A 25524-nucleotide genomic window follows, 5' to 3' on the forward strand; every position below is an offset into this window, starting at 1 on the left:
TATTATGAAGCGCTTATATGTAGCACATTATTCGCACATTAGCCTTGGTATTATTAATATGTTTGTTTCCGCACTTTTTTTTGCGATGATGAATGCGTGTGTTAAGATTTTGGCTCCTGTAATGAGTGCTGTTGAGAGTATCTTTTTTCGATCTATTATTATGGTGGTATTGTTGCTTGTATTTTTTGCATGTAAACCACCCAAAAAGAAGACAAAGCAAGGCGGTTGGTGGCTGTTATTTTTGCGTTCATTTTTTGGTGGGTTAAGTATGCTTGCACTTTTTTATAATATTACGCAAATTTCACTTGGTGTGGCTTCGACTTTTTCACAAACAATGCCTATTTATGTTGTGTTGTTGTCTATGATTTTTCTTAGAGAACGTGTAGGTTTTGTGGTTTTGTTTGCGACTTTACTTGGTTTTGGCGGTATTGTGCTTATTTGCGATCCTCATTTTAATTCAATTCCTGTATTAAATATTATCGTGGGGATCATTGGTGGATTGATGATGGCACTTGCTTTTATCAGCCTACGCAATCTCAAGGGATATTTTGATGATAATGTTGTGGTGTTGGTATTTGGGATTACGATGAGTGTCGTTAGTTTAGGGATTTTGATTACGCAGGCATTTTTGGAGCATTCTTGGAGTGCAGTATGGAGCAATCCTAGCCCAAGTGAATGGATTATTGTGTTAATTATGGGGATTTTTGGGACATTTGGGCAGTATTTTTTGACAAAAGCCTATATGTTGGCACCAGCTGGTATCGTTGCACCCATTGATTATACACGCGTTGTGTTTGGGCTTATTTTTGGCATTATGCTTGGTGATGCGTTGCCACATATAAGTGTGGCACTTGGTATGGTGCTTGTGATTCTTTCTGGTATCATCATTGGCTTACCAAGCCTTTTAAAAGATCTTAGAAGTATCAAAGGAGAAAGAATATGAATCTTAGCAATCAAGATATAGCTTCACTGCTTATAAATGCAAAAAGTATAGCCATATGTGGATTAAGTCCAGATTCACAAAAAGATAGTTTTCAAGTAGCACAATATTTACAAGATCACAATTTTGACATCACGCCTATCTATCCAAAAGAGGACATAATTTTGGGAGAGAAAGTGTATCAAAGCCTCAGCGAAGCAGTGCAAGATAAAAAGCATTTTGATATTGTTGTAGCTTTTCGTAATGCAAGGGCTTGTGAGGAACTTGCAGAAGAGATATTGTCGTTGCCACACGGAAGTGTTGGGGTATTTTGGATGCAATTAGGGATACATAGTGATGAGGTGGCACGTCGCCTTGGTGATTCTCATATCCCAAATGTGCAGGATAAATGTATAAAAATCGAATACGCTAAGTTGTAATTTACCTCAAATACAAGAAATTTAAATATAATAACACTAGTAGTTTTGATGTAGGAGAATTTAATGAAAAATCTGTCCGTTCGTTCGCAGCTAAGTCTAGGATTTGGTATTCTTGTTACGCTTATTTTGGTTATTGTCGTCGTAGGATACATGAAGGTAAGTTTTATTTCTGAGACATTAGAAGAAATTAATCAAGTGAATTCTGTCAAACAAAGGTATGCTATTAATTTCCGTGGTAGTGTTCATGATCGATCTGTAGCCATTAGAGATATTATTTTGTTTGTAGAATCTAAAGAAATGCAAGAAACCTACAAACTTATCCAAAAGCTTGAAGAAAACTATGCTACCAACGCCAAACAACTTGATGAGATTTTTCAAAATGCTGACATGGTAGATGAAAAGGAAAAAGGGATTTTAAATAACATTAAAGCAGTAGAGGCAAAGACTATGCCTTTGGCAAAACAGCTTATTGATTTTGCTCTTGCTAATGAGAATGCTAAAGCTACAACATTGCTAGATTCTAAAGTGCGGGGGTATTTTGTAGAATGGCTTACAGCCATTAACCAATTTATTGATTATCAGGAGGCTAAAAACAAGGTGGCTAGTGATATAGAACAAGCAAGTGTTTCTTCATATCTTACCACTGCCATTTGGCTTACTATTATTGCTGTTGTTATCGCTGTGCTTGTTTCTGTATTTATTATCAAGAATCTTATGTCTTCTCTTGGTGGTGAACCTAGAGTGGTGGCAGAGATTATGCGTAAGATTGCACAAGGTAACCTCCAGCAAGATATTGGCACAAAAGTCCCAAATAGCTTGCTAGATGCTACAGCAAAAATGCAAGAGCAACTCAAGATAATCGTGCGTGAGCTTACAAGCAATGCCCAAGATCTTAACCTCAAAGCTAAAAGCGTGGCAGAATCTTCAGACGAAGCGACTAAGGTATTAACTCAACAAGTGCAGTCTTCATCAGATTCGGCACAAAAGATTCATGAAATTGCACAAAATACAGATAACATAGCTCAAGTAGCAACACAAACAGAAGAAAACTCCTCACGCACAACAGAACTTTCTCAAAAAGGTCGTGATGCACTTACACAAACTGTGAGTGAGATCGAAAGAATTGCCCAGACGGTAAATAGTTCTAATGAGCATATTAAATCACTTGAAAAACACGCACAAGATATTAGTTCAAGCACACAGCTTATCAAAGATATTGCAGATCAAACAAATCTCTTGGCGCTCAATGCTGCAATCGAAGCAGCAAGGGCAGGTGAGCACGGAAGAGGTTTTGCGGTGGTGGCGGATTCTGTGCGTCAGCTTGCAGAACGCACCCAAGATGCAACTTCAGAAATCGCGGCAATGATACAAATTATCCAAAGTGAAACGCAAACAAGCGTTGAGGCTATGGAGGCAGCCGTACCACAAGCCGAAAAAGGTTTGCAGCTTGCACATGAGGCGACAAATATTCTTAATGAAATTCACCAACAAGCTCAAGATTCGCTCACAAAAGCAAAAGATGTGGCAAAAGCTTCACATGAGCAAGTAGAAGTCATCGGACAAGTAAATACAACTATTTCTAAAATGGCAGAAATTTCTAAGCAAACAGCTGAACTTATGGAGAAAAATACAAGTGCGAGTGAGAGTTTGGAGCAAATTTCAGCAACACTCAAACAACATATAGCGCATTTCAAAATATAGGTGTCATATGTTACAGACTATTAATCTCTCAATGCGTTATCCGACAAAGAAACTCTTTGAAAATGTTAATATTACCTTAGATTCTGGAAAGCGCTATGGGCTTATTGGGGCTAATGGTGCTGGAAAATCAACTTTTTTAAAAATTTTAAGTGGTATGTATGAAGCTAGTGGCGGAGAGGTGGTTATCTCGCCGAATGCTAGACTTGGAGTTTTGGGGCAGGATCAATATGCTTTTGAGGATTTAAGTCTTAAAGATGCAGTGCTTATTGGCAATAAGCGATTATATGATGCCATAAAACGCAAAGAATATTTGTATGAAAATGCAGATTTGAGCGATGAAGCAGTGAATAATGAATTAGGTGAGCTCGAGATGGTTTGTGCCGAAGAAGATCCTATGTATGAATATGACGTGGTAATACAAAAGATTCTAGAAGATTTAGGATTCCCAGCACCTATGCATGATGATTTGATGAGTACATTAACAGGTGGGGATAAATTTAAGATTCTCTTAGCCCAAGCACTTTTTCCTAAGCCCGATATTTTGCTTTTAGATGAACCGACAAATAACCTTGATTTGCCTTCAATTGCGTGGCTAGAAGAAAGTTTAAAACGCCATGAAGGCACGATGGTTGTGATTTCACATGATAGGCATTTTCTTAATAGCGTTTGCACGCATATTTTGGATATGGATTTTGGAAGTGTGCGCGAGTTTAGCGGAAATTATGATGATTGGTATATTGTTTCCACTTTGATTGCTAAGCAACAAGAAGCCGATCGTAACAAAAAGCTCAAAGAAAAAGAGGAATTAGAAAATTTTATCCGTAGATTTTCAGCTAATGCATCAAAGGCAAAACAAGCCACAAGTCGCCAAAAACAACTTGACAAATTGGATATACAGAATCTTGCGGTAAGCTCAAGGCGCGATCCTAGTATTGTTTTTAAACCAAACCGCACGATTGGTAATGAAGCATTGGAATGTGAAAATATCTCTAAAAGTTATGGCACAAAAAAAATACTAGAAAATTTAAGTCTAAAAATTTTGCCCGGTGATAAGATTGCACTCATTGGAGCAAATGGTGTGGGAAAAAGCACATTATTGCAGATTTTGGTTGAGGAGCTTATTGCAGATTCTGGCGTTGTGAAATGGGGCGCAACTATAGAGCGTAGTTATTTCCCTCAAAATGTGAGTGAAGAGATACGAGGTGAGGAGAGCTTGTATGAATGGCTTAGGGGTTTTGATAAGAAGAAAGAAAGCACAGAGATACGCAATGCACTTGGAAGAATGCTTTTTAGTGGAGAAGAGCAAGAAAAATCAATCAATGCCTTAAGTGGTGGGGAAAAACACAGAATGGTGTTAAGCAAAATTATGCTTGAAGGTGGAAATTTCTTGGTGCTTGATGAGCCTACCAATCATCTTGACCTTGAATCCATTATAGCGCTTGGCGAGGCATTATATCGATTTGGTGGGAATGTGATATGCGTAAGTCACGATAGAGAGCTTATTGATGCCTATGCGAATCGTATTATCGAGCTTATACCACAAGAAAATGGTGCAGCAAAGGTCGTTGATTTTCGCGGAAGTTATGAAGAATACTTAGAATCTAAAGTATCTTAAAAGTATTGCGTGGGACTTTATAGTCCCATTTTGCCCGGATTTAAAATATTATTAGGATCAAAGGCGTGTTTGATAACCCTAAAGAGATTCATTTCCTCTTCACTAAATGCTAGTGGCATAAATGGAGCTTTTGTTAGTCCAATGCCATGCTCACCACTTAATGTCCCTTCTAAATCCACAGCGACTCTAAAAATCTCTTCTATGCATGCATAGCCACGCGCCAATTCCTCTGGATCATCAGGGTTTGGTACCATGACATTGGTATGCACATTGCCATCGCCTGTGTGCCCAAAACACGGAATTTTGAAGTTATATTGTTGGCTTAAGCGGTTGATGTGTTCCAAAAGTTCGGGTAAACGCGATCGAGGGACGGTAATATCTTCATTGAGTTTCTTTTTGCCATAAATTGTGATACTTTGGCTAGCATTGCGTCTAGCAAACCAAAGATCTTCCTCTTCTTTGGTGTTTTTGGCTTTTTTGAAATCCGTGCATCCATTTTCTTTAAATTTTTGCTCAAGTTGGGTAAGTTGATAGTCTAATACCTCTTGCATATCCCCATCTACTTGTGTAATAAGGATAGCACCAGCGTCTGTAGGCAAGCCTTTAGAAAAGCGTTCTTCAACTGCACGAATACTAAGGTTATCCAAAAATTCCATAGCCACAGGCGTAATGCCACTTGCCATTGTTTTATAGACAGCATTCATTGCGTCATTGATAGTAGCAAACACACCCATAGCAGATTGGCGAAGTTTTGGCTTGGCGATGAGTTTGAGTGTGATTTCTGTGATGACAGCCAGAGTTCCCTCACTAGCAATGAGAATCCCTGCGATATTATATCCTGCTACATCTTTAATCGTTTTTTTACCGGCTTTGATAATATCCCCATTAGGTAGTACGGCACGTAGTGCCATAACATAATCTTTGGTGATACCATATTTTGCAGCGCGCATACCACCAGCATTTTCACTGACATTGCCACCCAAGGTGCTATATTCTTGGCTTGCAGGATCCGGTGGATAAAAGAGTCCTCGTTTTTCTACTTCATTTTGAAAATGCTTGTTAATCACTCCTGGTTGCACGCGTGCGATGAGATTTTTTTCATCAATTTCTAGAATCTGATTAAAGTATTTTTCAAGTGCTAGGACAATCCCACCATTTGCTGGTAGCGCACCACCTGTAAAGCCACTTCCTGCACCACGAGGAATGATAGCTATTTTATGTGTGTTGCAGTATTTAAGCACCTCACTTACATCGTGTTCATCTTTTGGATATACCACTGCTTGAGGTTCATAACGCTCTCTTGTAGCATCATAGCAATATGCTATGCGATGGGCAGTGTCATCATAGCAGTTTTCTTCACCTACAATATTTTTGAGTGCACGTATATGCGCAGAATCTAATGGTGCGATCATAGTAGCTCCTAAATATTACATTGATTAAAGAATATATCAAGCGGATAATGTTTCCCGCTTTCTTTAAGATCGAGATAGGCATCAATAAGGCGATATTCATCTTTGCCATGCAATGCGCGTCGTTCTTTGGCTTTTTCAATCATTTCAAGCTCAAACATCACATAAAATAGTGCATTTTCGGCGTGCTCATCATTATTGGCTAAAGATTCAAAAAGTTTATACCACGCATCGGGTTGGAGGATAGTTTGGTTTTGTTGGGCAAGCTCGACATAATCTTGGGCACAAAAGTGCATCTGTTTGCAGATGTCAGAGAGTTTTTGTGCATCAAACACATCACTATGAGCGACAAAGGCTTGTATAAGTGAAGATTTCATAGAAGCATTATAGGGTATTTGCAAACTAAATAGTCGTTCTAAATCCTTAGATGATCCATTGCCTAAAATTTGGATTAGAGCAAAATCTTTAATTTCTTGAGGGTTATTTTCACTAAGTGCATTAAAGGCAAATTTGTTATCGCTTTGAATCTTGTTTTTAAGATTTTGGATAAAAAATTTATTCTCTTTACTAAGATTATAGGCGCGTAAATCCACATTTTTACCATTCATCACATCTTTGTAATTTTCAAAGAGTTTATCAATCTTTGGCTCAAAGCATTCTTTTGAATCTAATCGCGGTTTGAGGTAAAAGCGCGCTAAAATCTTAGAAAGCTTGGAAATATCGGCATTTTTATATACACGAGATTCTATAGGTTTATTGAGTGCTTGTTCGTTTATTTGCGAAAAGAGATAATTAAAATCGTTACGTGTGCGGTAGGATTGTATTAAGGTGTTTGCCCACGATGATGCAAAAAGCAAAGAGCTACAAAGACAAAAGATAAGCACGATGATAATAAGCCATAGTGTAACTGGGAGATTAAGATCTCGATTGTTTGGGAGTGTGAGGGTAAAATTTCCAAGCTCAAGTGTGTAGGCGTATATCCCCAAAATTGCACAAAATATCACGACAAACGCTATGTAGTATTTAAATCGCATTGTTACTCCTTATTGTTTTTTGATGTTTTTAATTTTTGCTCTAGAATCTGTTTTTTTTCTACATGTTCACGACAATCTATGCAATATTTTGCGTGCGGTTTAAATTTTAAACGCTCAATATCTATTTCATCATCACACATTTCACAGATTCCGTAGGTCTTGTTTTTGATTTTTGTGAGTGCATAGTCTATATCATCAATTTCTGCTTTTTGCAGTTCTAAGATATTGGCAACTTTTGTCTCATATAATGCAGCTGCCACGACATCGCTATCATCAGAAAGTCTAGAGTTATACCATTGCTCCATAAGTTCTTTTTTCTCCACCATAGAATCTACTAGAGTCTGCCTTCTTTGTGTTAATAATGCGTGAAAAAACTCGTAATCCATAATTCCCTCTTTTGGCTACTATTTGTGGTAAGGGTGATTTGCCATAATACTTAGTGCTCGATATATCTGCTCACATAGCACAAGTTTAGCAATTTTATGACTTAGGGTAAGTGGCGTGAGACTTAGATTCTGCATAGAGTGTAAAAATTTTTCCTCAAAACCATACGCACCTGCAATAAAAAAATTTACTTCTCGGTGATTTGCAATGAGACTGGCAAATTGATGAGAATCTAGCATTTTTGCTTGTGGGTGTAGTGCGATACAGAGGCTTGAAGCCGTATTTTTTAGAAATGGCATAAAGGCATCAGAGTAAGATTCTTGTGCTTTTGTAGCAGAGATTTTTTGTGCTTTGGCAATGGCATTGTTAAAGATATTATGTATGTGTAATCGTGCACCAAAAGCTTTACATTTCACTACAAAATCCTCTACAAGTGTCTCTGAATCTGCCCTGTTAATACAATATAGGTTGTATTTCATGATGTTTGGTAAGGTATCTTATCAAGTCTGCAAGGGTTTTTTTCAAGCTTTTGCGCTCAACAACCATATCAATAAGTCCGTGTTCTAGCAAAAATTCCGCAGTTTGAAAGCCCTGTGGCAAGTCCGCACCAATAGTTTGCTTAATAACGCGAGGACCAGCAAAACCGATGATTGCACCTGGTTCAGCAATAATCACATCTCCCAAAAATGCAAAACTCGCACTTACTCCACCAAATGTCGGATCGCTAAGTATAGAGATAAAAGGAAGCTTGGCGGCAGAAAGTTTATTCAGTGCAGCAGATGTTTTTGCCATTTGCATGAGTGAGTAGGTGGATTCTTGCATTCTTGCACCACCACTTGTAGAGCATATAACAAGGGCTTGGTGTTTTTGTATAGCACGATTGATAGCACGCACAATCTTTTCACCCTCTACAGAACCCAAAGAACCGCCCATAAAAGAGAAATCAAACACAACAAGTTGCATACCAATACCATCGATAAAGGCTTCTCCTGCTATTGCAGAGCTTGGTCTACCACTTTTTTGCTCACCTTCTTGAATTCGTTGTTTATAGCTTTTTTTATCCACAAACTCTAGGGGATCGACGGGACGCAAATCTCTATCGTGCTCCTCAAAACTTCCAGTATCGCATAAGAGCTCAATTCTCTCTTGTGCGGAGATTCTAAGATGGTGATTACATTTTGGGCATACTTGTGATTGAGAAAATACTTCTTTGTAATACATAAGCGCATTACAATTAGGGCATTTCACCCAATGCGAAGGTGCTTCATTCTTTTGGGCGCGTGGTTCAGCTTTTTTGGATTTGAAGAAATCGCTAAATGACATAATCTAATCCTTGCTTTGTGTGAGAAGTTGCGTAATGGTATCAAAAATTTGCTTATCTTTGCTTATAAGCAAAAAATCTTCATTATGGTTTATATGTAGTCCTTGTGCGAGAAATAGTCCTGCTTTGCTATCATAATGTCGTATCTTGCCTACAAAAAGCATAAAACTTACCTTATGAGCCATACTGATAGAGAGCGCACTTGCCCCCAAAGATCGGAATTTTAGATGATGAGCAAATAATAGATTTGCGATGTTGGGATTTGAGTAGGCTTTTTCAAAAATGCCACATTTTGGATTTTTGGTATAAACTAATGGCGTGGGATTTGGATTGTTAAGATCTAATGTAAAAAGCATATCATTACTCCGTGCTATGAGTGTTTTGGTACAAAAATTTATCACAATAGCTTCTTTGCAATCTCCTTGTTTATCACACAATGCCACAGAAGCACCATAGTAGGGAATCTGTGAGAGAAAATTATCGCTTCCATCAAGTGGATCGAGAACAATAAGAGAATCTGTGGGTTTTGCAGATGGAATCACACCACTTTCTTCAGAATCTATGTCTGCAAGATGTGATAGGTGCTTGATAAAGATTCTTTGGCATTCCAAATCCGCACCTATACTAATATCGCCACCCACACCTTGCGTGTGTTTTACAAAAAGTGCGCTATCTTTGGAATCTAAGAGCGTGATAATCTCTTTTGTAGCTTGTATGCTTGCACTTAGAAATTCTGTGAGTTTGATATTTGGCGTGTGTGGTTTGATAATGTCTAGATTCATACAAAGTCCTTATAAAAAACACATAGTTTTGCGTTTATATCGGTTATATCTTTTGAAACACTAAAATGGTGTATAATTATGCTAAGTTTTCTTAAAGAAAGATACCATTTACACTATGCAGGGCTATATCTTAAAAGTCATACCAACTAAAACACAAGATTTAATCGTAAAGATTCTCACTTCACAAAGCTTTCGGAGTTTTTATCGGTTTTATGGGGCGCGTCATAGCACCATAGGTTTGGGGTATAAGATTGATTTTGAGGAACAGGCTAATGCGCATTTTTTGCCCCAAGTCCGCCATATTTTGCATTTATCCTTTGGTTGGGAGCGTGAATGGGAGCGTGTGTATGTATGGCAACAATTTTTAGGTTTATTAGAACGACACTTAGATGAGGTGTATGAGGTAGGAGAGTTTTATTTTCGGCTTTTGGATATGAGTGCCAAAAAAATTGCCAAACAAAATCCATTTCGTGTGCTTTTAGAATCGTATGCGAGTTTGTTGGAATATGAGGGGCGTTTGGGGCGACAGGAAGCAAATCGTTGTTTTATTTGTGATGGAATCTTAGAATCTCACATCACTCTAAGTAGAGCATTTTTGTTTGCTCACCCTCATTGCGTGCAAGGATTTGTCTTTGAAAAATCACAGATTCTAGAGTTTTTTACACACACTTCGACATTGCACCTAGAAGACACGCAGGTGCAAAAATTATGGCAAATTCTTTGTTTAGGACTTTAGTGGAGGTTTATATGAATGACAAAAATATATTACAAAAAAGAATTGTTTCGTGGATTTTTCTTATTGGGGCAATTATATTAGAAGTCATAGGCGTGAGTATGCTTAAAGCGATTTCTAATCCTATCGTGGGCAATATTGTTATGCTTGTTTTTGTGAATCTCTCATATGTATTGATGGCGTTTGCACTTCTTGGGATTGCACTTGGCGTAGCGTATTCTGTATGGGAAATTTTGGGGCTTGTAGGGATTATGGTTGTTAGTTTTGTATTTTTTGAACCCGAACTCACGACATACCAATATGCAGGGATTGTATTGGGATTTTTGGGAATTGTGTGTGTGATCATGGGCGAAAAGCACGAATATTGTGAATCTATGCAGGATTCTTGTGATGAGGAGAGTGTGCTAAGCGTATCTTCTCATAATGATACATCTCATCTAAAGGCGTAATATGGGATTTGCTTGTATTGTATTGTCAGGGATTTTAGATGTTTTTGCCAACCTTGCGTTACAAAAGTCAAATGGCTTTAGAAATATAAAATGGGGATTTTTGGCTTTAGTGCTTGTAGATGGAGCATTCCTACTCCTTTCTGTTGCAATATCTTGGTATGATATTGTTTTACCTGTTGCTTATACACTTTGGGGGGCTATAGGTGTGCTTGGTTCTGTGGCTGGAGGTTATCGTTTTTTTGGACAAAGTCTTAAGTCCATAGGATATATTGGGATAATCTTGATAATAACAGCGGTGGGATTATTGAATTTTGTATAATGGCGTGGGGGAAACCCACGCTTGGCTTAAAATACGACATCAGATGGCTGAATGTCTGTGCCATATATAGGGGCTAATGTTTGCTCATACGCTTCAAAGAGGAATTTTTCTTCGGTAAGTGTTTGGATCTCTTGGTTAAGCCATTTTAAAAGTTCTGTATTTCCTTTTTTGACTGCTGGAGCAATAACATCAGAATCTCCTAATTCTTTGATACCAACGCTAAATTCTGGATTCTCTTTTGCCCATGCAAAAAGTAGCGTATTATCATGTGCGAGTGCATCACCTCTGCCATCTTTGAGGGCAGCAAATGTTTCGGTGTTTTGCTCAAATTTTAAAAGTTTGATATTTGGGTAGTTTTTTGTGAAATAAAAATCCGCTGTTGTCCCTTTATTGACAAGAAGTGTCTTATCTTGGAGTTGGGCTATATCTGTGATTGCACCATCTTTGCTCACCACACCTAAAGCAACTTTCATATAAGGTTTAGCAAAATCTACAACTTCTTCTCTTTGTGGCGTTTTTGTGAAGTTTGCCATAATAATATCCACTTTATTAGATCGCAAAAATTCCACACGATTAGCCGCTTCAACATTTATAAATTGTATTTTGTTTTCGTCACCTAGTAAGTCTTTGGCAATTCTTTTAGCTATGACAATGTCAAAACCTGCATTCTCTCCTTGCGTATTGATATAGCCAAATGGTGGTTTATCACCAAAAACACCCACGATCAATGCTCCACGATTTTTGATTGTTTCAAGTGCATTTTGTGTGCTAGATTCTTCGTTATTCGAATTTGAACAAGCACCTAAAAACAGAGCTAGCATAATGCTAAAATTTGTGAGTATCACACGCCACATTTTTGTATTCATCTCATCTCCTTTTATGTTACAATGTCCTTTAAGTTATATAACTTAGAGGACATAGATTATACCAAAATATTTGGTTTGGTGGCTATTGAAGGAAATGTATGACACAGATGACACAAACTAGGGGCAAGGGCGATAAAGATAATGTGAGCTTTGCGGATGCTATGCTTAGTCCAAGTGCGAGTTTTGGAGGATTGTATACTCTCTCACGCCTCCCACATTTTACACCACATATGTTGCAAGAATTTCAGAATCTCTCTTATGCAGAGCTTTGCAAACGCGTATTTGAGCTTTTGGATCTGGGAATTGAGAATGAGCTTTTGGATTTTGCACTGCAAGCTTATGCGAATTTTGATGATCCACATACACCTGTGAATCTTGCGCAATATGATGAGAATCTTTTTGTGTTAGAACTTTATCACGGACCTACAAGGGCGTTTAAAGATATGGCGCTTCAGCCATTTGGACGTATGATTCAGACTTTTGGAAAAGGTAAGCAATATTTGATTTTGGTAGCTACAAGTGGGGATACAGGACCTGCGACTTTGGAGAGTTTTGCCAAAGAACATCTTGGAGAGGATTGTAGTATCAATGTGGTATGTCTGTATCCTAAAGATGGCACTTCAGATGTCCAACGCTTGCAGATGGTAACTACAGATTCTGTAAATCTCAAAGTGCTTGGCATCGAAGGTAATTTTGATGATGCACAGCATACGCTAAAATCTTTATTACAAGATGCAGAATTTATAGATTTTTTGCATAACAAGGGCATTGCACTTTCGGTGGCAAATTCTGTGAATATTGGGCGTGTGGTTTTTCAGATTATCTATCATATTTGGGCGTATTGCCGACTTTGTAAAGATGGTGTGCTTAAGTGTATGCAACCTCTTAATATTATCGTACCTAGTGGGAATTTTGGTAATATTTTGGGTGCGTTTTATGCCAAAAAAATGGGTGTGCCATTGGGTAAGCTTATTAGTGCTTCAAATGCCAATAATATTCTGTATGATTTTATCACTACAGGAGTTTATGATATACGCAATAGAGAGCTTTTAAAGACTTCTTCACCCGCTATGGATATTATCAAAAGCTCCAATGTGGAACGAGTGTTGTTTGAGCTTTTTGGTGCGCAGCGCACAAAAGAATGTATGCAATCCCTTCAAAATATTGGAGTGTATAGGCTAGATTCTAAGGAATTAGAGGCATTGCAAGGGTATTTTGTAGCAAGCTTTTGTAATGACACACAATGCAAGGACTTGATCGCAGAATCTTTTGCAAATGGGTATCTTTTGGATCCTCACACAGCATGTGGGATAAAGGCGTATAAGGAATTTGCAGCAAAAGAGGGTAATGGCGCAAAATTTGTGCTTTGTTCGACAGCACAATGGAGTAAATTTGCACCAACTGTGGCAAGGGCATTAGGTGCGACTAAGAATTTTAATGATAAAGAGGCAATAGAGTTTGTATTGTCCTTAGACAGCACTCAAAAGCTTACGCCACATATCGCAAAGCTTTTTGATAAGTCTGTGGTGCATAATGAAGTCGTGAGTGTTGATAAAGTTAAGCATGCTATGATGCAGTGGTTACAATAGGAGGTAGTAAATATGGATATTACAACCAAAAATTGGCTTATTCCTAGTATTGCTTTTTTCTTGTTTTTGTATGTGATGGTGCTCTTGGGAATTTTTGCTTACAGAGATTCTAAGATGCCACTTTTTGAAGGTGCGCAAAATAGCCCAGTAACGACTATTGAGGATTTTCAAAAAGAACTTAATAAATACGCAAATTGAGATTTAAGACATCAAAGTTTTAGTCGATTTTGTGGTACAATAGATAAAAAACTAGAGGTGTAAAAATTATGGTTAGTGGTGTAAATTCTTCTATTGTAGCCACCAATGCCTTAGGTGTGAATCGTAATCAAGGGCGTGATGGCGGTATCCAAGCACAAGGAAATGAAGAGAATAAAGGAATGGTAAAAGAAGTAGCATTTGATAAAGTAAGTGATATTAAAGAAAGAATTATCAAAGGCACATACGTTATCGATATTGATAAAACTTCTAGGAAAATGGCATCAGATTTGCTTAATCTCTAAAACATTCGCCCTTTGTGGCGGTATTTTAGGGAGTGAAGAATGTTGCAGCAGTATTTGGATGGTGCTATTGCAGATGTTAATAGCCTTATAGATCTTACCAATCAAGATATAGTAGATATTCAAGTCGCCAATAATGAGGCGATATTCTCTCGTAATATACAAAAAAATTCCCTCATCAAATCTTTCGAACAAAAAAAATCTCTTATGGAACAAGAGATGCAAAAACTCATACAATCCTACGATAATAAACCTCTTGCAGAAATTTTGCAACTTGAACCAGAGATTGATAAAGGATTGGGAGATTTACGCCAATCACTCCAATCACTTAAAGATCTCAATAATGCTTATGCAAAGAGCGTATTTGCAGTGAGTGAGTTTTATGATTCGCTATTGCGTAGGCTTGTCCCTTGTGAAGATGGTGGTTATAGTAATTCTAGTAAAACAAAAAGCCATCTTGTGCAGATTCAAGTATAAAGAGATTGTGTAATGGGTGGCATTCTCTCTTCTCTTAACACTTCTTATACTGGCTTGCAAGCACATCAAGTTATGGTTGATGTGACAGGCAACAACATTTCTAATGCTAGTGATGAGTTTTATAGCCGTCAAAAAGTTGTGGTGCGTCCCGAGAAGCCTATTTATTTTCAAGATTATAATTTGGGGCGTGGTGTTAGTGTCGAGACAATCGCGAGAGCGCATGATGAGTTTGTGTTTTCACGATATAGGCGCGCTAATGAAGAATCGCAATTTTATGATACGCATTTTACCTATTTACGCGAGGCTAGTGCCTTTTTTCCTGAAGTTGATGGCGTGGGGATTTATAATGACTTAGAGCGCTATTTTGATGCATGGAAAGATCTTGCCAAAAACTCTAGTGATCCAGCACAAAAACAAAACCTTGCCAAAGATACTAAGACGCTTACCAATAATATCCAAGAAACAAGAAGGCGTCTTGAGATTTTGCAACGCAAGGCAAGTGATGAGCTAGAAGTAGTGGTAAAGGAAGTGAATCTTGCGGCTAAAGAAATTGCAGAAATTAATAAAAAACTTAAAGAAATGGAAGATGGTTTAGAGCTTAAACAAGCCAATGAATTGCGTGATAGGCGTGATGAGCTAGAATTTAATCTTCAGACGCTTATTGGTGCAAATGTGTTTAAAAATCATCTAAAGAGTGATTATTCCGTGCATCCTATGCGTGCGGATTTTGATGATGAATATGTGCTAAATATTGGTCGTGGATTTAATATCGTTGATGGTGCGATGTATCACCCCATAGTGTTAGAAAAAGAAGATAATGCCAATCATCTTTGCCGTGTGTATTTTCAAGGTGATGATTTTAAGCGTGTAGAAATTACCGAAAAACTTACACAAGGTAAGGCAGGATCACTTATAGCATTATATAGTAGCGGTGTAGATGGTACACCTGTGGGTAAGATTCAAGACTATATCAATCTCCTTGATGTTTTTGCCAAGGGCTTTATTGAGGCAACAAATGCGATATATGCCCAGAGTGCAACCAACTTTGTTAAAAGCGATAAACTTAATATTTGGGGTAAATATGCACTTTTAGATTCTAATTACAATATCAAAGAAGGTAGTTTTGATGTTATTGTGTATAACACCACAGGCGAAGAAATGGTGCGAAAGACGATTAGTATCGATAGAATCACGACAATTTATGATATTGTAAGGGCGATTAATGCTAACACTGATGATAATAAAGATAATAACCCATTAAATGATGTTGATGACTATTTTCGCGCTTATTATGATGATGTAGCCAAAGAGTTTGTGATACAAGCCAAAGATCCTGCAAAGGGTTTGTATGTCTCTATCAAGGATAATGGTAGTAATTTTACCGGAGCATTTGGGCTTAATCGATTTTTTGATGGCAATAGCGCTAAGGATATAGAGTTAAATCAAGAATATGTCAAAGACTCAACACTTATACGTCCATGGCTTGCACCAGTTAATGGGAATTTTGATGTTGCTAACATGATGCAACAACTCCAATATGATGAAGTGGATTTTGATATTAATAAATTTACTCAAAAGAAAATGCGGATTCCAGAGTTTTTTCAATTTCTCACAGGGCGTGTTGCGACACAAACCGAACAAACCCAACGCACCAAAGAGACTAAAGATTCTGTGCTTTCTGCTGTCAAAAAAGAGCATTTAGCAATTTCGCAAGTAAGCGTAGATGAAGAAATGGTGAATCTCATCAAATTTCAAAGTGGTTATGCAGCAAACGCCAAAGTTATCACTACCATTGATAGAATGATTGAAACACTACTTGGCATTAAACAATAAGCCTTTTGTTTTTTTGTATTAGTTATTGCATATTTTTTTGATATGTTTCTTGTGCTTTTTGACGCGCTTTGATAGTTGTATTAAGCAATGTATCCTTGCCTTGCAAGTGATCAAGCCACGCTACTTGCTGAAGCACTTCTGACACAGCCCTAAATAAATCGTGTGGAATAAAGCCCCCAACTTCTGTCATCGCATACAAACTTCTTGCTAGTGGCGGGTTTTCAATGATGCGTATTTCATATTCTCGTGCTACCGCCTTAATGCGTATTGCCAATTCATCGACACCTTTTGCTACAACTCTAGGCGCCATACCCAAATCTACATCCTCATCTTGATAGCGGATTGCTACGGCATAGTGTGTGGGGTTAGTTATCACGACAGAAGCACTTGGTATTTCTTGCATCATACGACTTCGTGCCATTTTTTGCTGTGTTTGGCGGATACGCGCTTTTATCTCTGGATTCCCTTCATAGCGTTTTGTTTCATCTTTGAGTTCTTTGACGCTCATACGCAAACTTTTCATATATTGATAGCGTTTAATAAGATAATCTGCCACTGCCATAATAAAAAATAGTATCAATAAGATACCAATTAAGATGAGCACTTTTTCTCTAAACCACAAAATCTGATCATAAAGCCTTAGGCGTGATATGGTAGGAAGTTCTCCAAAAAATCCTACAAATACCACAAAGCCCACAACAAATGCTATAAAGACTTTAAAGGTAATCATAAAACCATCAAGGAGTTTTTTGAGTGAAAAGACATTTTTAATCCCCAAAATAGGATTAATTTTAGAGAGTTTTGGCTGCAACACTTTAGTTGAAAGCAAAAAACCAAATTGCCCCACATTTGCTACGACACCAATAATCATCAGCCCCAAAAATACTGGTAACACCATTTTTAGCATTTCAATTCCTATGCCAAGCGTGAGCCACAAAAGTTCTTGTGCACTAAATTCTTGGAGTGTAAAAAAACTTGTTATGTAGGTAAAAATCCCCTTGGACCCATCTACCCAATATGGAATCATAAAAAAAACCAATGCCAATCCACTTAGCATCACAAAAAAACCCACAAGCTCTATGCTCTTGCTGACATTTCCCTCTTCTCGTGCTTGTTGGAGTTTGTGTTGGGAGGGGGCTAAGGTCTTTTCTTCATCATCTGCAGGCATAGGGCTTCCTTAAGCTCACTCCTTTGCTTGTGTCAATGCATCATAATACAAAAAGTAGTTTTTTGAATCATAGGATTTAAATTTACTTCCAAGTGGTTTGTCCGGATTACTTATGCGTGAAAAAAATGGTGTGATTGTCGTAGTGTGCAATATTTCGTTAGGCGGCGGCGGTAGTGTTTCAAGTAGAGTAAAAGACTGACAATCAAAAATATTGGTATGTTGAGAATCTACGATAAAAACCAAGCCTATGCTGTATTTTGGGCAAAAATCTTTAAAGTGTTTTGGTTTTGGATCATTGAGACTTTCTTGCTGAAGATATGTAGCAAATAAATCAATATGCATAAATGTAATATTTGGGTTATTGCGAATCACAAATTGATAGCTCTCTTGATTTGGTGCAATGACGAATGCGCGATTATAAAAGCTCCTAAATAAGACTTCATCACCTACTTGAGGTTGATTAATGGGAGTTGGGAGATAGCGCTGGTTTATGGTATCAAAAGGCTCTACTCTTGCACTAGCTCTTCTTTCTTGGATGGATTCTATAGTTGCCTTAGCAATGATGATAGAGTGTGATTTGTTTTTGGTAAGTATCACGCCACTTTCACCCACTTGTAAATCATATGCATCAAAAACTACGATATCTTTTTGCACAGAATCTATATTCGTTTTTATAACTTTTGTATCGATGCCAAACGTGCAATTTAGCATAAGTGCTATGCATATAATCCATTTCATACACATATTCCTTTGGTGTGGTGCAAAAACCACAAAATTCCAAATCCAAGTCCGGGAGTTTTTGTGATGTTATCATCGTATAAAAATGTTTCTAGATCTGCTCGTGGTAAAAGCATACTCTCTATCACTTCTCCATCGACACCACCACCCTCTGCGTGCTTGTGTTCTTGTGTAACTTGTGCATAAAAGAGATATTGTTTTGCGCCACTTGTTCCCACAGATGTATGAAATACTGCCACCTCTTGTAGATCTTGTGAATCTAGCGCATATCCGCATTCTTCTAATACCTCTTCTGCTGCAATCTGTCGAATACTTTTACCTTCTTTGTCTAGGAGTCCTGCACAGAGTTCATAGGTGTAGCCATCATTATTTTTCAAAAATACTGGAGGGCGAAATTGTCTCACGACCACTAGTGCATCTTCATCGATCCTATGGAGGATAATCGCCACACTATCAAGGCTTTGGATAAAATCCCATGCTTTTTTATAGCCATTTTCTGTATAAAGCATTCTTTGGGGTTTGATATAGGGAGAATCTACGCATTGGGTGATTTGAATATCGCGTATATCGGTTTTCATTTTATTGTATGCCTTTTGTGAATCCATCTATTGGTAGGCTCACAATAATAGATTCTTTTTGTTCTTCTTGGACTTGGGCTAGGATTGTTCCTATTTGCCCCTTTAGATCATCACTAAGGTTTGCAAATTGTTCTTTGTGTTCTTTACTGAGTTCTTTTGTCGCCGCTTTTATGTTGCCAAGAGGATTGACTGGTTGATTATTTTTATACACGCCAAAATGCAAATGCGGACCTGTGCTAAGACCCGTGCTACCGACTTTTGCTATATATTGCCCCTTTTTGACATATTTACCTGTTTTCATGCCAGGAGCAAATGAGTTTAGATGCGCATATACGGTTTTTATACCATTTTCATGGCGCACCTCTATTACATTTCCATAACCACCTTTTTGCCCTACAAAGACAATTGTTCCGCTTCCTGCCGCACTCACAATTGTCCCCTTAGGAGCTGCATAATCTACGCCATAATGTGGTCGCACAAATCCAAGAATTGGGTGTTTACGACCTAGCGAGAATTTTGAGCTAATACGCGCACCTGAAATTGGTAAAGAGAGCAAGAATCCCTCGATTTCTTTACCTTTGATGTCGTAATAGCGTCCATTGTATGCAAAAAGATAGTTTGGTTTTTTGTTTGTTTCTACCATAGCCGCTTTAATTTGGGCATTGCCTAGAGGTTTGCCTAAACGATATTTGCGATTATAAATAAGAGCGACTTTATCCCCTTTTAGCACCGTGCGATTAAAGTTTATACTATTTTTGTAGGCATTAAGCAATTCATTAACAAGCCCTTGATCATCAGTAATTTCCATGAGATCCTGATAGATGGAGCGTTGGACAGAGATTACAAGGCGTTGTTCGTTTTCAAAATATGTAACGGGTGTGAAGTCCATTTTGTAGCCATTTTTGTAGCGAAAAATGTGAATCTGCATACCATCACCGATAGGAATGAGGGCTTGTAAGAGGTTATTATCATCATCAAGGGCGGTGTAATATCGCACTCCTGCATAAATTTCGCTAGTGAGTTCTCTATCTTCTGGTGGTAAGTCATAATACACGCTTACAGGAATATTGTATTTTTGGAAAAAGCCAAAAAGCGTGTTGCCACTTTCCCAAGCTTGATTATTTACTACCGCACCAAAGATGCACTGCAAGGAGATACAAAACATAAGTATATACGATTTCATTAGCCACCTTTTAGATCTGATTTTAGACGTTTTTAAACAATGACCCATATCAATCCAAGATAAAAATTTGGAATGCTAACATAAAAATGATAAAAACTCTCTTGTATTTAATTTTTGTAAAAAAACCACGATTTTGTGTGTTTAGTATTTTGGGTATCAAGAGGTCGCAGTGAAAAATATTATCATTAGTTTTATAGCGTTGTGTGTAGCTATAGTCGTGTATGTAGTCTTTAATGTTTTTGTTTTTGATAGACAAAAGCCTCTTCTTCAATCACAATCCACATTACCCACTCATTGGAATTTGCAAGATGATTTAGTCTTATCATTTAGTGATGAGAGTGGCATACGCAATTACAGCGTAGAAGTGAGCCTAGATTCTCAAGTGTTATTTAGTGATGAAGAAATTGTGCTAAATAAACCCAAAAATTTTCAGCTTTCACTCCCAAAACCTCTTACAGAGCTCAAAGATGGCACGACATTGCAGTATAAGATTTGTGTGCGTGATTGGAGTAATACGAACTTTTTTTCTGGTAACCAAACTTGTATCAATTTGCCTCTAATTGTTGATGTGAGTGTCCCACAAATACAAATTCTTGCACGATCCCCAAAAATATCGCGATCTGGTAGTGCCCTTGTTCTCTTTAAGGTTAAAGATTTTGCTCTAGATTCTGTGGTACTTAGTAATGGCAAGAATGAATTTCGTGCTTTTAAACATACTTTTAATGACATTACGCTACTACCTGATGAGGCAGTGTATGGTGCAGTCATCGCATGGCCCTTAGAAAATAAACTTTTTGAGGGGAGTATCAAGGCATATGATAAGGCAACCAATACCACGAAAATTCCCCTAAATTTCCAAAAAAATCTTAGCGCACCTATTCGTAAATCTAATTTGCGCCTAAAACCAGAATTTTTAGAATCCAAACTACGCACACTCTTTGAAGAAATTGGTTCTACAGAGTATGAAAGTTTTGCAGATGACAAGGAGCGGTTTGCATTTATTAATGAAGAAGTGCGATTAAGGGATACGCAACAAATTTTGGAAGCCACAAGCACCACGATCTCTGATGTGAGTTACATTACTGGTGGTGTTATGCCTTTTTTAGGATTGCAAAAAGCTATGATTGTAGGGTATTTTGGCGATGAGCGTAGCTATTATTTTAACAAAGAGCTTGTGGGTGTAGTGTATCATATGGGTGTAGATTATGCGAGTGTGCGTAATGCACCCATCATCGCGAGTAATAGTGGTGTGGTAGTTTTACGACAATATTTGGGGATTCACGGCAATAGTGCTATTATCTATCACGGATTTGGTCTTGCTAGTTTGTATGCGCATATGTCAGATTCTACACTAAAGGTAGGCGACAGGGTGCAGATTGGCGATACTATCGGTTATACAGGATCTAGTGGTTGGGCATTTGGCGATCATTTGCATTTAGAAATGCTCGTGCAAGGTCATGCTGTCAATGTCTTTGAATGGGAAAATCCTAAATGGATAGAAGAATCTATTAATGCAGTCTTTGAGGAGGCGCATAGACAATTGCTAGAGCAAACCCAATCAAAATAATTGTTACCAACACAAAACAAGTGTGCATTTATCTTTTAGAGTGTAGAATTATGTTTTATTTCAAGATTTTATACGAGGAGTTATTATGAGGTTTTTTCATAGTATTGTATTGGTAGGCTTATTAAGTTTAGGTAGTGTATGTGCAGCGCATTGGGGATATGAAGAGGAAAATGGACCAAGCACTTGGGGGCAAGACTATCCAGAATGTAATGGTGTGGAGCAATCTCCCATCAATATCATAAGTAAGGATACAGCTTCTGTTGCTAATGCACTTGCTATAGAGTATAAGGCAGATTCTCAAAACATTATTAACAATGGGCATTCTGTGCAAGTTAATTTTGCAAAAAACAATACCATAACATATGGTGGTCAAGAATATGCACTTGTGCAACTACATTTCCATACCCCTTCTGAACACACTATTGATGGTAAAAGTTATCCTTTAGAAATGCATCTTGTGCATAGCAGTACAGATGGAAAATTACTTGTTATTGGTGTCCTATTTAAGGAAGGTAAGGCAAATGCAGAGTTACAAAAAATTGTAGAAGCTGCTCCTAAACAAGTTGGCGTAGTGGGAGCTTTTGAGGGCTTAAATCCAGCTAATATTCTTCCTAATAAGCGTTCTTATTATGCCTTTAGCGGTAGCTTGACAACACCACCTTGTAGCCAAAATGTGCAATGGGTTGTTTTGGGACAAATCATTAGTGCTTCTAAATCACAAATAGATTCACTACATACTATTATGCATACTAATGCACGCAATATTCAGCCACTAAATGGCAGAGAGATTCAGAGTGCACAATAACTTTATCTAAGTGAGGCTAGAATCTCTTTGAGATTGCCAAAGACATATGCCACCTCTTGTTTTGTGATGATATAAGGTGGCATAAAATAGATTGTATTTCCCAAAGGACGCAAAAGCAAACCTTTGTGTAATGCCTTGTTATATATTTCTATACCTTTTCTTTGTCCTTCAAATCCTACGAGATCAAACGCGAGTATCATACCCCTTTGACGCATATTTTGCACAAAGCTAAATTCCCTAAAAGATTGTGCTTGTTCCCAAATATACGCGCTTAAAAGTTTGTTGGATTCTATAACATTCTCTTTGTCAAAAATATCAAGCACTGCATTTGCGCATACACACGCTAGAGGGTTTCCGGTATAAGAATGTGAATGCAAAAATGCCTTATGTTTTTCATAAGGTGCATAAAAATATTCATAGATTGTATCACTTGTTACCACCACTGATAGTGGCAAATACCCACCACTTAGCCCTTTACTAAGGCATAAAAAGTCCGGGATTACTCCACATTGCTCAAAGGCAAACATACTGCCACTACGCCCAAATCCCACTGCAATTTCATCAAAAATCACAAAGATTCCGCGATCTTGGCACATTTTTGTTGCTTTGGCGACAAACTCTGAAGTGTGCATTGCCATATTTCCTGCGCACTGCACAAGTGGTTCGAGGATAAATGCCACGATATTTGGGTGTGAATCTAGCATAGATTCTAAGTCTTTTAGGGCTTGCTCTGTGTTATAGAGTGTGGGTGCGGTGCTTGTGAGTGTTTGGAGCAAGATTGGATCATACACTTGCTTATACAAGCCCACATCACCTACACTAAGCGCACCGATTGTCTCTCCATGATATGCGTTTTGGAGTGAAAGAAAAGTATCATAAAAGGTAGTGTTAGATTCTATAGCTTTGGCGTGGTATGCCATTTTGAGTGCAACTTCTATCGCGCTTGAACCATTATCAGCAAAAAAACATTTATTGAGTGGTGCAGGGAGAATCTCACATAAGCGAGATGAAAGTGTGATGATAGGTTCGTGTGAAAATCCCGCTAGAATAATATGCTCTAATTTGTGGATTTGTTCGATAAGTTTTTGGTTGATATAGGGATTGCAATGCCCAAAGATATTAACCCACCAGCTTGACACACAATCAATATATGCCTTATCATCAAAATCATAAACATACACGCCTTTAGCATTTTTGACAGGTATTAGTGGATAGGTAGATTCATGATCGTGCATTTGTGTGCATGGGTGCCAAATATGGGCAAGATCTTTGGCTTTTAGAATCTCTGTGTATTGCATAAATAGCGCCTTTTGTGGAAATTTGGGCAGTTATTGTAAGACCCCTAAGCTTTTGTTTTACTTAGTAAAGTTATAATCGTGGCTTAGGTATAGCAGGTGGTTGCTTTTAGATTCTAAAAAGAGGAAAGTCCGAGCTACACTAAGACAGGATTCCATTTAACGAATGGCTGATGTAAATCAAGGGAAAGTGCAACAGAAAACAACCGCCCTCATAATGTTTTATGTGGGTAAGGGTGAAAAGGTGGGGTAAGAGCCCACCGACATTGTAGCGATACATTGTGCCGTGTAAACCCAATCCGTAGCAAGAAGAGCAGGTTAGAAGTCTTAGGTTTTTTTAGCTCTTCGCACGAGTATAGCAGTGATGTTATACCTAGATAAATAGCCACCCAAGACAGAACTCGGCTTATGCTATACCTATTTTTTGACTATTTTTCTCATTTTTTTCTAAAATCATTTTTTTTTTTTTTGTATTTTGCTACAATTCCAAACTTAAAATAGTGACAGAGATTTTACTTGTCTAAAGTGTCTGTTCGTAACTTTTGTTTTATAGGAGAGGGGTTTATATGAAAAAATGGTTTGGATCTTTGAGTATTGCTATAAAGCTTTTGTCTTCTGTAGCAGGTATAATGCTTCTTGGTATCATTATTTTAGCACTTGCTGTATTTAATGAAGTCCAAGAGAATATCTTGACAAATACTAAAAATACAATCACACAGGCTTCCAAAAATTATGCCACAATGATGAAAGGCTTTTTTGATGAAACAATCGTCTTAACTCGTGGAGTTGGCTCGTCATTCAATAAGATTTATCAGCAAAATCCAAAAGGTGTTAAGATTAGCGATCTTGGAAATATTGTGGAAAATATGCTTGATAATAGTCGCGCAAGCTATAGCTTTTTGTGGTTATTGCAGCGTCCAGATGATGCAAATCTTGATAAGCGTCATTTTACAGAAAGTGGAAAATTTGTAATGCTCTATCATAGTCCAAATGAAGAGAGAAACACTACTATTATAGAGCAAGCACATGATATTCTTATTGAGAGTCCTGTGATTCAGCGCGTGCTAAAAGAATCCAAAAATGGCAAACAACAAGCCTATGTGGGTGAACCTGCAAAGGTAAATTTTGGATATGGTGAGTTTTTGGGCTTAAACATTGCGTATCCAATTTTTGATAAAGAGAAAAATCTTATGGGAGTTGTTGGCTATACCTTTAATCTTTTAGAAGTATCCCATAGACTTACCGATCCTGCACTCTCTCTTTACAAAGGAGATTTAAGAATCTTGCTTAAAGATTCTGGAGTGATTGCTATACATGAGAATCCTAAATTAATCTTATCTAATATGCGAGAAGCCAATTCACATCCAGAAGCCAAAGAGGTGCTTGATGCTGTATCTGCACACCAAAGTGGCGTGTTTGATAATTATGTAACTACAGGTGGGGAACCAAGCTATGCAAGTGTCGAGTCTTTTAAAACTATCAATATGAATGATCCAAGTTATTGGTCTGTGTTGGTAACTGCACCTAAAGGTGAAGTGCTAAAACCATTATATCAGCTTCAGATGTATATTGCACTTTTGTCAATAGGTTTTTTAATTATTGTAATGGTGGCAGTATGGTATTTTGTAAGAAAAATTGTTGGTGTAAGATTACCTATCATTTCGGATACACTCGTTAGCTTCTTTAGACTACTCAATCATGAAAAGGTAGAAGTAAAACCCATTGTTATTCATGCCAACGATGAGCTTGGTGTTATGGGTAAGGCTATCAATGAAAATATCCAAAGAGCGCAATCAGGTCTCCAACAAGACTCCGCTCTTGT

27 protein-coding genes and 1 other RNA gene are annotated in these 25524 nt (G+C 37.7%); 16 read left to right on the forward strand and 12 right to left on the reverse strand.

Features of this window, described 5'->3' with window-relative positions; all coding sequences use genetic code 11:
- Positions 1-4 precede the first annotated feature (4 nt).
- The 4 genes from C6H22_RS01015 to C6H22_RS01030 all read left to right on the forward strand — a co-directional run bounded on the left by C6H22_RS01015 (position 5) and on the right by C6H22_RS01030 (position 4675).
- Positions 5-943 carry a DMT family transporter gene (locus tag C6H22_RS01015; protein WP_104693490.1) on the forward strand — a complete coding sequence of 313 codons (939 nt, stop codon included), beginning with the start codon at positions 5-7 and terminating at the stop codon, positions 941-943.
- Complete coding sequence (locus tag C6H22_RS01020; protein WP_104693491.1) at positions 940-1359, forward strand: CoA-binding protein; 420 nt, start codon at positions 940-942, stop codon at positions 1357-1359. The genes C6H22_RS01015 and C6H22_RS01020 overlap by 4 nt, the downstream gene beginning before the upstream one ends.
- Positions 1360-1422: 63 nt before the next feature.
- Positions 1423-3060, forward strand: coding sequence for a methyl-accepting chemotaxis protein (locus tag C6H22_RS01025; RefSeq protein WP_104693492.1), 1638 nt, complete (start codon positions 1423-1425; stop codon positions 3058-3060).
- A 7-nt stretch (positions 3061-3067) separates the two neighbouring features.
- Positions 3068-4675: an ABC-F family ATP-binding cassette domain-containing protein gene (locus C6H22_RS01030; RefSeq protein ID WP_104693493.1), complete on the forward strand. Its 1608-nt coding sequence runs from the start codon at positions 3068-3070 to the stop codon at positions 4673-4675.
- 17 nt (positions 4676-4692) lie between these two features.
- On the opposite strand, the gene glcD is transcribed toward C6H22_RS01030, so the two are convergent.
- From glcD to C6H22_RS01060, 6 genes are read right to left on the reverse strand one after another with little or no spacing between them, the layout of a single operon-like run.
- Positions 4693-6087, reverse strand: a complete 1395-nt coding sequence (glcD, locus tag C6H22_RS01035; RefSeq protein WP_104693494.1) for a glycolate oxidase subunit GlcD — start codon at positions 6085-6087, stop codon at positions 4693-4695.
- Positions 6088-6095: 8 nt separating this feature from the next.
- Positions 6096-7118, reverse strand: a complete 1023-nt coding sequence (locus tag C6H22_RS01040; protein ID WP_104693495.1) for a hypothetical protein — start codon at positions 7116-7118, stop codon at positions 6096-6098.
- Positions 7119-7120: 2 nt separating this feature from the next.
- Positions 7121-7504, reverse strand: a complete 384-nt coding sequence (dksA, locus tag C6H22_RS01045) for an RNA polymerase-binding protein DksA (protein ID WP_104693496.1) — start codon at positions 7502-7504, stop codon at positions 7121-7123.
- An 18-nt stretch (positions 7505-7522) separates the two neighbouring features.
- Complete coding sequence (locus C6H22_RS01050) at positions 7523-7981, reverse strand: 23S rRNA (pseudouridine(1915)-N(3))-methyltransferase RlmH (protein ID WP_104693497.1); 459 nt, start codon at positions 7979-7981, stop codon at positions 7523-7525.
- A complete protein-coding gene (gene accD / locus C6H22_RS01055; RefSeq protein ID WP_104693498.1) occupies positions 7956-8825 on the reverse strand; it encodes an acetyl-CoA carboxylase, carboxyltransferase subunit beta in 870 nt (289 codons plus the stop codon). Before accD ends, C6H22_RS01050 begins: the two co-directional genes overlap by 26 nt.
- A gap of 3 nt (positions 8826-8828) precedes the next feature.
- Positions 8829-9605: an inositol monophosphatase family protein gene (locus tag C6H22_RS01060; RefSeq protein ID WP_104693499.1), complete on the reverse strand. Its 777-nt coding sequence runs from the start codon at positions 9603-9605 to the stop codon at positions 8829-8831.
- A 115-nt stretch (positions 9606-9720) separates the two neighbouring features.
- On the opposite strand from C6H22_RS01060, the gene recO reads away from it, so the two are divergent.
- Genes recO through C6H22_RS01075 form a run of 3 tightly spaced genes read left to right on the forward strand, consistent with a single transcriptional unit; the run spans position 9721 to position 11106 of the window.
- On the forward strand, positions 9721-10341 hold the full coding sequence (gene recO / locus C6H22_RS01065; RefSeq protein WP_104693500.1) for a recombination protein RecO: 621 nt from the start codon (positions 9721-9723) through the stop codon (positions 10339-10341).
- Between the two features lie 11 nt (positions 10342-10352).
- Positions 10353-10787, forward strand: a complete 435-nt coding sequence (locus C6H22_RS01070; protein WP_104693501.1) for a DMT family transporter — start codon at positions 10353-10355, stop codon at positions 10785-10787.
- A 1-nt stretch (position 10788) separates the two neighbouring features.
- A complete protein-coding gene (locus C6H22_RS01075; protein WP_104693502.1) occupies positions 10789-11106 on the forward strand; it encodes an SMR family transporter in 318 nt (105 codons plus the stop codon).
- Positions 11107-11132: 26 nt separating this feature from the next.
- Here C6H22_RS01075 and C6H22_RS01080 read toward each other — a convergent pair whose 3' ends face one another.
- Positions 11133-11972 carry a cysteine ABC transporter substrate-binding protein gene (locus C6H22_RS01080; protein ID WP_104693503.1) on the reverse strand — a complete coding sequence of 280 codons (840 nt, stop codon included), beginning with the start codon at positions 11970-11972 and terminating at the stop codon, positions 11133-11135.
- A 98-nt stretch (positions 11973-12070) separates the two neighbouring features.
- On the opposite strand from C6H22_RS01080, the gene thrC reads away from it, so the two are divergent.
- The 5 genes from thrC (at position 12071) to flgK (ending at position 16368) form a co-directional block, all read left to right on the forward strand.
- On the forward strand, positions 12071-13561 hold the full coding sequence (gene thrC / locus C6H22_RS01085) for a threonine synthase (RefSeq protein WP_104693504.1): 1491 nt from the start codon (positions 12071-12073) through the stop codon (positions 13559-13561).
- A gap of 12 nt (positions 13562-13573) precedes the next feature.
- The gene (locus C6H22_RS01090) at positions 13574-13759 is read left to right on the forward strand and encodes a hypothetical protein (protein WP_104693505.1); all 186 of its coding nucleotides are present in this window, start codon (positions 13574-13576) and stop codon (positions 13757-13759) included.
- Positions 13760-13827: 68 nt separating this feature from the next.
- The gene (locus C6H22_RS01095) at positions 13828-14061 is read left to right on the forward strand and encodes a flagellar biosynthesis anti-sigma factor FlgM (protein WP_104693506.1); all 234 of its coding nucleotides are present in this window, start codon (positions 13828-13830) and stop codon (positions 14059-14061) included.
- Positions 14062-14100: 39 nt separating this feature from the next.
- Complete coding sequence (locus C6H22_RS01100; RefSeq protein ID WP_104693507.1) at positions 14101-14535, forward strand: hypothetical protein; 435 nt, start codon at positions 14101-14103, stop codon at positions 14533-14535.
- 12 nt (positions 14536-14547) lie between these two features.
- Positions 14548-16368, forward strand: coding sequence for a flagellar hook-associated protein FlgK (flgK, locus tag C6H22_RS01105; RefSeq protein WP_104693508.1), 1821 nt, complete (start codon positions 14548-14550; stop codon positions 16366-16368).
- Between the two features lie 22 nt (positions 16369-16390).
- Here the strand turns inward: flgK and flhB are convergent, their stop codons facing one another.
- Genes flhB through C6H22_RS01125 form a run of 4 tightly spaced genes read right to left on the reverse strand, consistent with a single transcriptional unit; the run spans position 16391 to position 20035 of the window.
- Positions 16391-17536, reverse strand: coding sequence for a flagellar biosynthesis protein FlhB (gene flhB / locus C6H22_RS01110; protein WP_104693509.1), 1146 nt, complete (start codon positions 17534-17536; stop codon positions 16391-16393).
- A 15-nt stretch (positions 17537-17551) separates the two neighbouring features.
- Complete coding sequence (locus C6H22_RS01115; protein WP_158654579.1) at positions 17552-18274, reverse strand: plasminogen-binding N-terminal domain-containing protein; 723 nt, start codon at positions 18272-18274, stop codon at positions 17552-17554.
- Positions 18271-18852 (reverse strand): NUDIX hydrolase, encoded by a 582-nt coding sequence (locus C6H22_RS01120; RefSeq protein ID WP_104693511.1) that lies wholly within the window; start codon positions 18850-18852, stop codon positions 18271-18273. Before C6H22_RS01120 ends, C6H22_RS01115 begins: the two co-directional genes overlap by 4 nt.
- 1 nt (position 18853) lies before the next feature.
- Positions 18854-20035: a peptidoglycan DD-metalloendopeptidase family protein gene (locus C6H22_RS01125; protein ID WP_104693512.1), complete on the reverse strand. Its 1182-nt coding sequence runs from the start codon at positions 20033-20035 to the stop codon at positions 18854-18856.
- Between the two features lie 169 nt (positions 20036-20204).
- On the opposite strand from C6H22_RS01125, the gene C6H22_RS01130 reads away from it, so the two are divergent.
- Together C6H22_RS01130 and C6H22_RS01135 are read left to right on the forward strand one after the other, a co-directional pair.
- Entirely contained in the window at positions 20205-21602 is a 1398-nt protein-coding gene (locus tag C6H22_RS01130) for a M23 family metallopeptidase (protein WP_104693513.1), read from the forward strand.
- 85 nt (positions 21603-21687) lie between these two features.
- Positions 21688-22407, forward strand: a complete 720-nt coding sequence (locus C6H22_RS01135; protein WP_104693514.1) for a carbonic anhydrase — start codon at positions 21688-21690, stop codon at positions 22405-22407.
- A gap of 2 nt (positions 22408-22409) precedes the next feature.
- Here the strand turns inward: C6H22_RS01135 and C6H22_RS01140 are convergent, their stop codons facing one another.
- The gene (locus tag C6H22_RS01140) at positions 22410-23705 is read right to left on the reverse strand and encodes an adenosylmethionine--8-amino-7-oxononanoate transaminase (RefSeq protein ID WP_104693515.1); all 1296 of its coding nucleotides are present in this window, start codon (positions 23703-23705) and stop codon (positions 22410-22412) included.
- A gap of 84 nt (positions 23706-23789) precedes the next feature.
- On the opposite strand from C6H22_RS01140, the gene rnpB reads away from it, so the two are divergent.
- An RNA gene (gene rnpB / locus C6H22_RS01145) (RNase P RNA component class A) lies at positions 23790-24126 on the forward strand.
- Positions 24127-24268: 142 nt separating this feature from the next.
- A partial coding sequence (locus C6H22_RS01150; RefSeq protein ID WP_199769782.1) for a cache domain-containing protein occupies positions 24269-25524 on the forward strand: 1256 nt, incomplete at its 3' end.

This window comes from Helicobacter equorum, assembly GCF_900198655.1.
Classification (GTDB): domain Bacteria; phylum Campylobacterota; class Campylobacteria; order Campylobacterales; family Helicobacteraceae; genus Helicobacter_F; species Helicobacter_F equorum.

Bases quoted from the DNA above. Each gene is read 5' to 3' on its own strand.
- dksA (WP_104693496.1), bottom strand. From the start codon at position 7,504: ATGGATTACGAGTTTTTTCACGCATTATTAACACAAAGAAGGCAGACT.
- glcD (WP_104693494.1), bottom strand. From the start codon at position 6,087: ATGATCGCACCATTAGATTCTGCGCATATACGTGCACTCAAAAATATT.
- C6H22_RS01075 (WP_104693502.1), top strand. From the start codon at position 10,789: ATGGGATTTGCTTGTATTGTATTGTCAGGGATTTTAGATGTTTTTGCC.
- C6H22_RS01015 (WP_104693490.1), top strand. From the start codon at position 5: ATGAAGCGCTTATATGTAGCACATTATTCGCACATTAGCCTTGGTATT.
- C6H22_RS01040 (WP_104693495.1), bottom strand. From the start codon at position 7,118: ATGCGATTTAAATACTACATAGCGTTTGTCGTGATATTTTGTGCAATT.
- C6H22_RS01120 (WP_104693511.1), bottom strand. From the start codon at position 18,852: ATGAAAACCGATATACGCGATATTCAAATCACCCAATGCGTAGATTCT.
- C6H22_RS01125 (WP_104693512.1), bottom strand. From the start codon at position 20,035: ATGAAATCGTATATACTTATGTTTTGTATCTCCTTGCAGTGCATCTTT.
- C6H22_RS01025 (WP_104693492.1), top strand. From the start codon at position 1,423: ATGAAAAATCTGTCCGTTCGTTCGCAGCTAAGTCTAGGATTTGGTATT.
- C6H22_RS01070 (WP_104693501.1), top strand. From the start codon at position 10,353: ATGAATGACAAAAATATATTACAAAAAAGAATTGTTTCGTGGATTTTT.
- C6H22_RS01095 (WP_104693506.1), top strand. From the start codon at position 13,828: ATGGTTAGTGGTGTAAATTCTTCTATTGTAGCCACCAATGCCTTAGGT.
- flhB (WP_104693509.1), bottom strand. From the start codon at position 17,536: ATGCCTGCAGATGATGAAGAAAAGACCTTAGCCCCCTCCCAACACAAA.
- C6H22_RS01090 (WP_104693505.1), top strand. From the start codon at position 13,574: ATGGATATTACAACCAAAAATTGGCTTATTCCTAGTATTGCTTTTTTC.
- C6H22_RS01020 (WP_104693491.1), top strand. From the start codon at position 940: ATGAATCTTAGCAATCAAGATATAGCTTCACTGCTTATAAATGCAAAA.
- C6H22_RS01100 (WP_104693507.1), top strand. From the start codon at position 14,101: ATGTTGCAGCAGTATTTGGATGGTGCTATTGCAGATGTTAATAGCCTT.
- thrC (WP_104693504.1), top strand. From the start codon at position 12,071: ATGACACAGATGACACAAACTAGGGGCAAGGGCGATAAAGATAATGTG.
- C6H22_RS01050 (WP_104693497.1), bottom strand. From the start codon at position 7,981: ATGAAATACAACCTATATTGTATTAACAGGGCAGATTCAGAGACACTT.
- C6H22_RS01140 (WP_104693515.1), bottom strand. From the start codon at position 23,705: ATGCAATACACAGAGATTCTAAAAGCCAAAGATCTTGCCCATATTTGG.
- recO (WP_104693500.1), top strand. From the start codon at position 9,721: ATGCAGGGCTATATCTTAAAAGTCATACCAACTAAAACACAAGATTTA.
- C6H22_RS01030 (WP_104693493.1), top strand. From the start codon at position 3,068: ATGTTACAGACTATTAATCTCTCAATGCGTTATCCGACAAAGAAACTC.
- C6H22_RS01135 (WP_104693514.1), top strand. From the start codon at position 21,688: ATGAGGTTTTTTCATAGTATTGTATTGGTAGGCTTATTAAGTTTAGGT.
- C6H22_RS01060 (WP_104693499.1), bottom strand. From the start codon at position 9,605: ATGAATCTAGACATTATCAAACCACACACGCCAAATATCAAACTCACA.
- C6H22_RS01080 (WP_104693503.1), bottom strand. From the start codon at position 11,972: ATGAATACAAAAATGTGGCGTGTGATACTCACAAATTTTAGCATTATG.
- flgK (WP_104693508.1), top strand. From the start codon at position 14,548: ATGGGTGGCATTCTCTCTTCTCTTAACACTTCTTATACTGGCTTGCAA.
- C6H22_RS01115 (WP_158654579.1), bottom strand. From the start codon at position 18,274: ATGAAATGGATTATATGCATAGCACTTATGCTAAATTGCACGTTTGGC.
- accD (WP_104693498.1), bottom strand. From the start codon at position 8,825: ATGTCATTTAGCGATTTCTTCAAATCCAAAAAAGCTGAACCACGCGCC.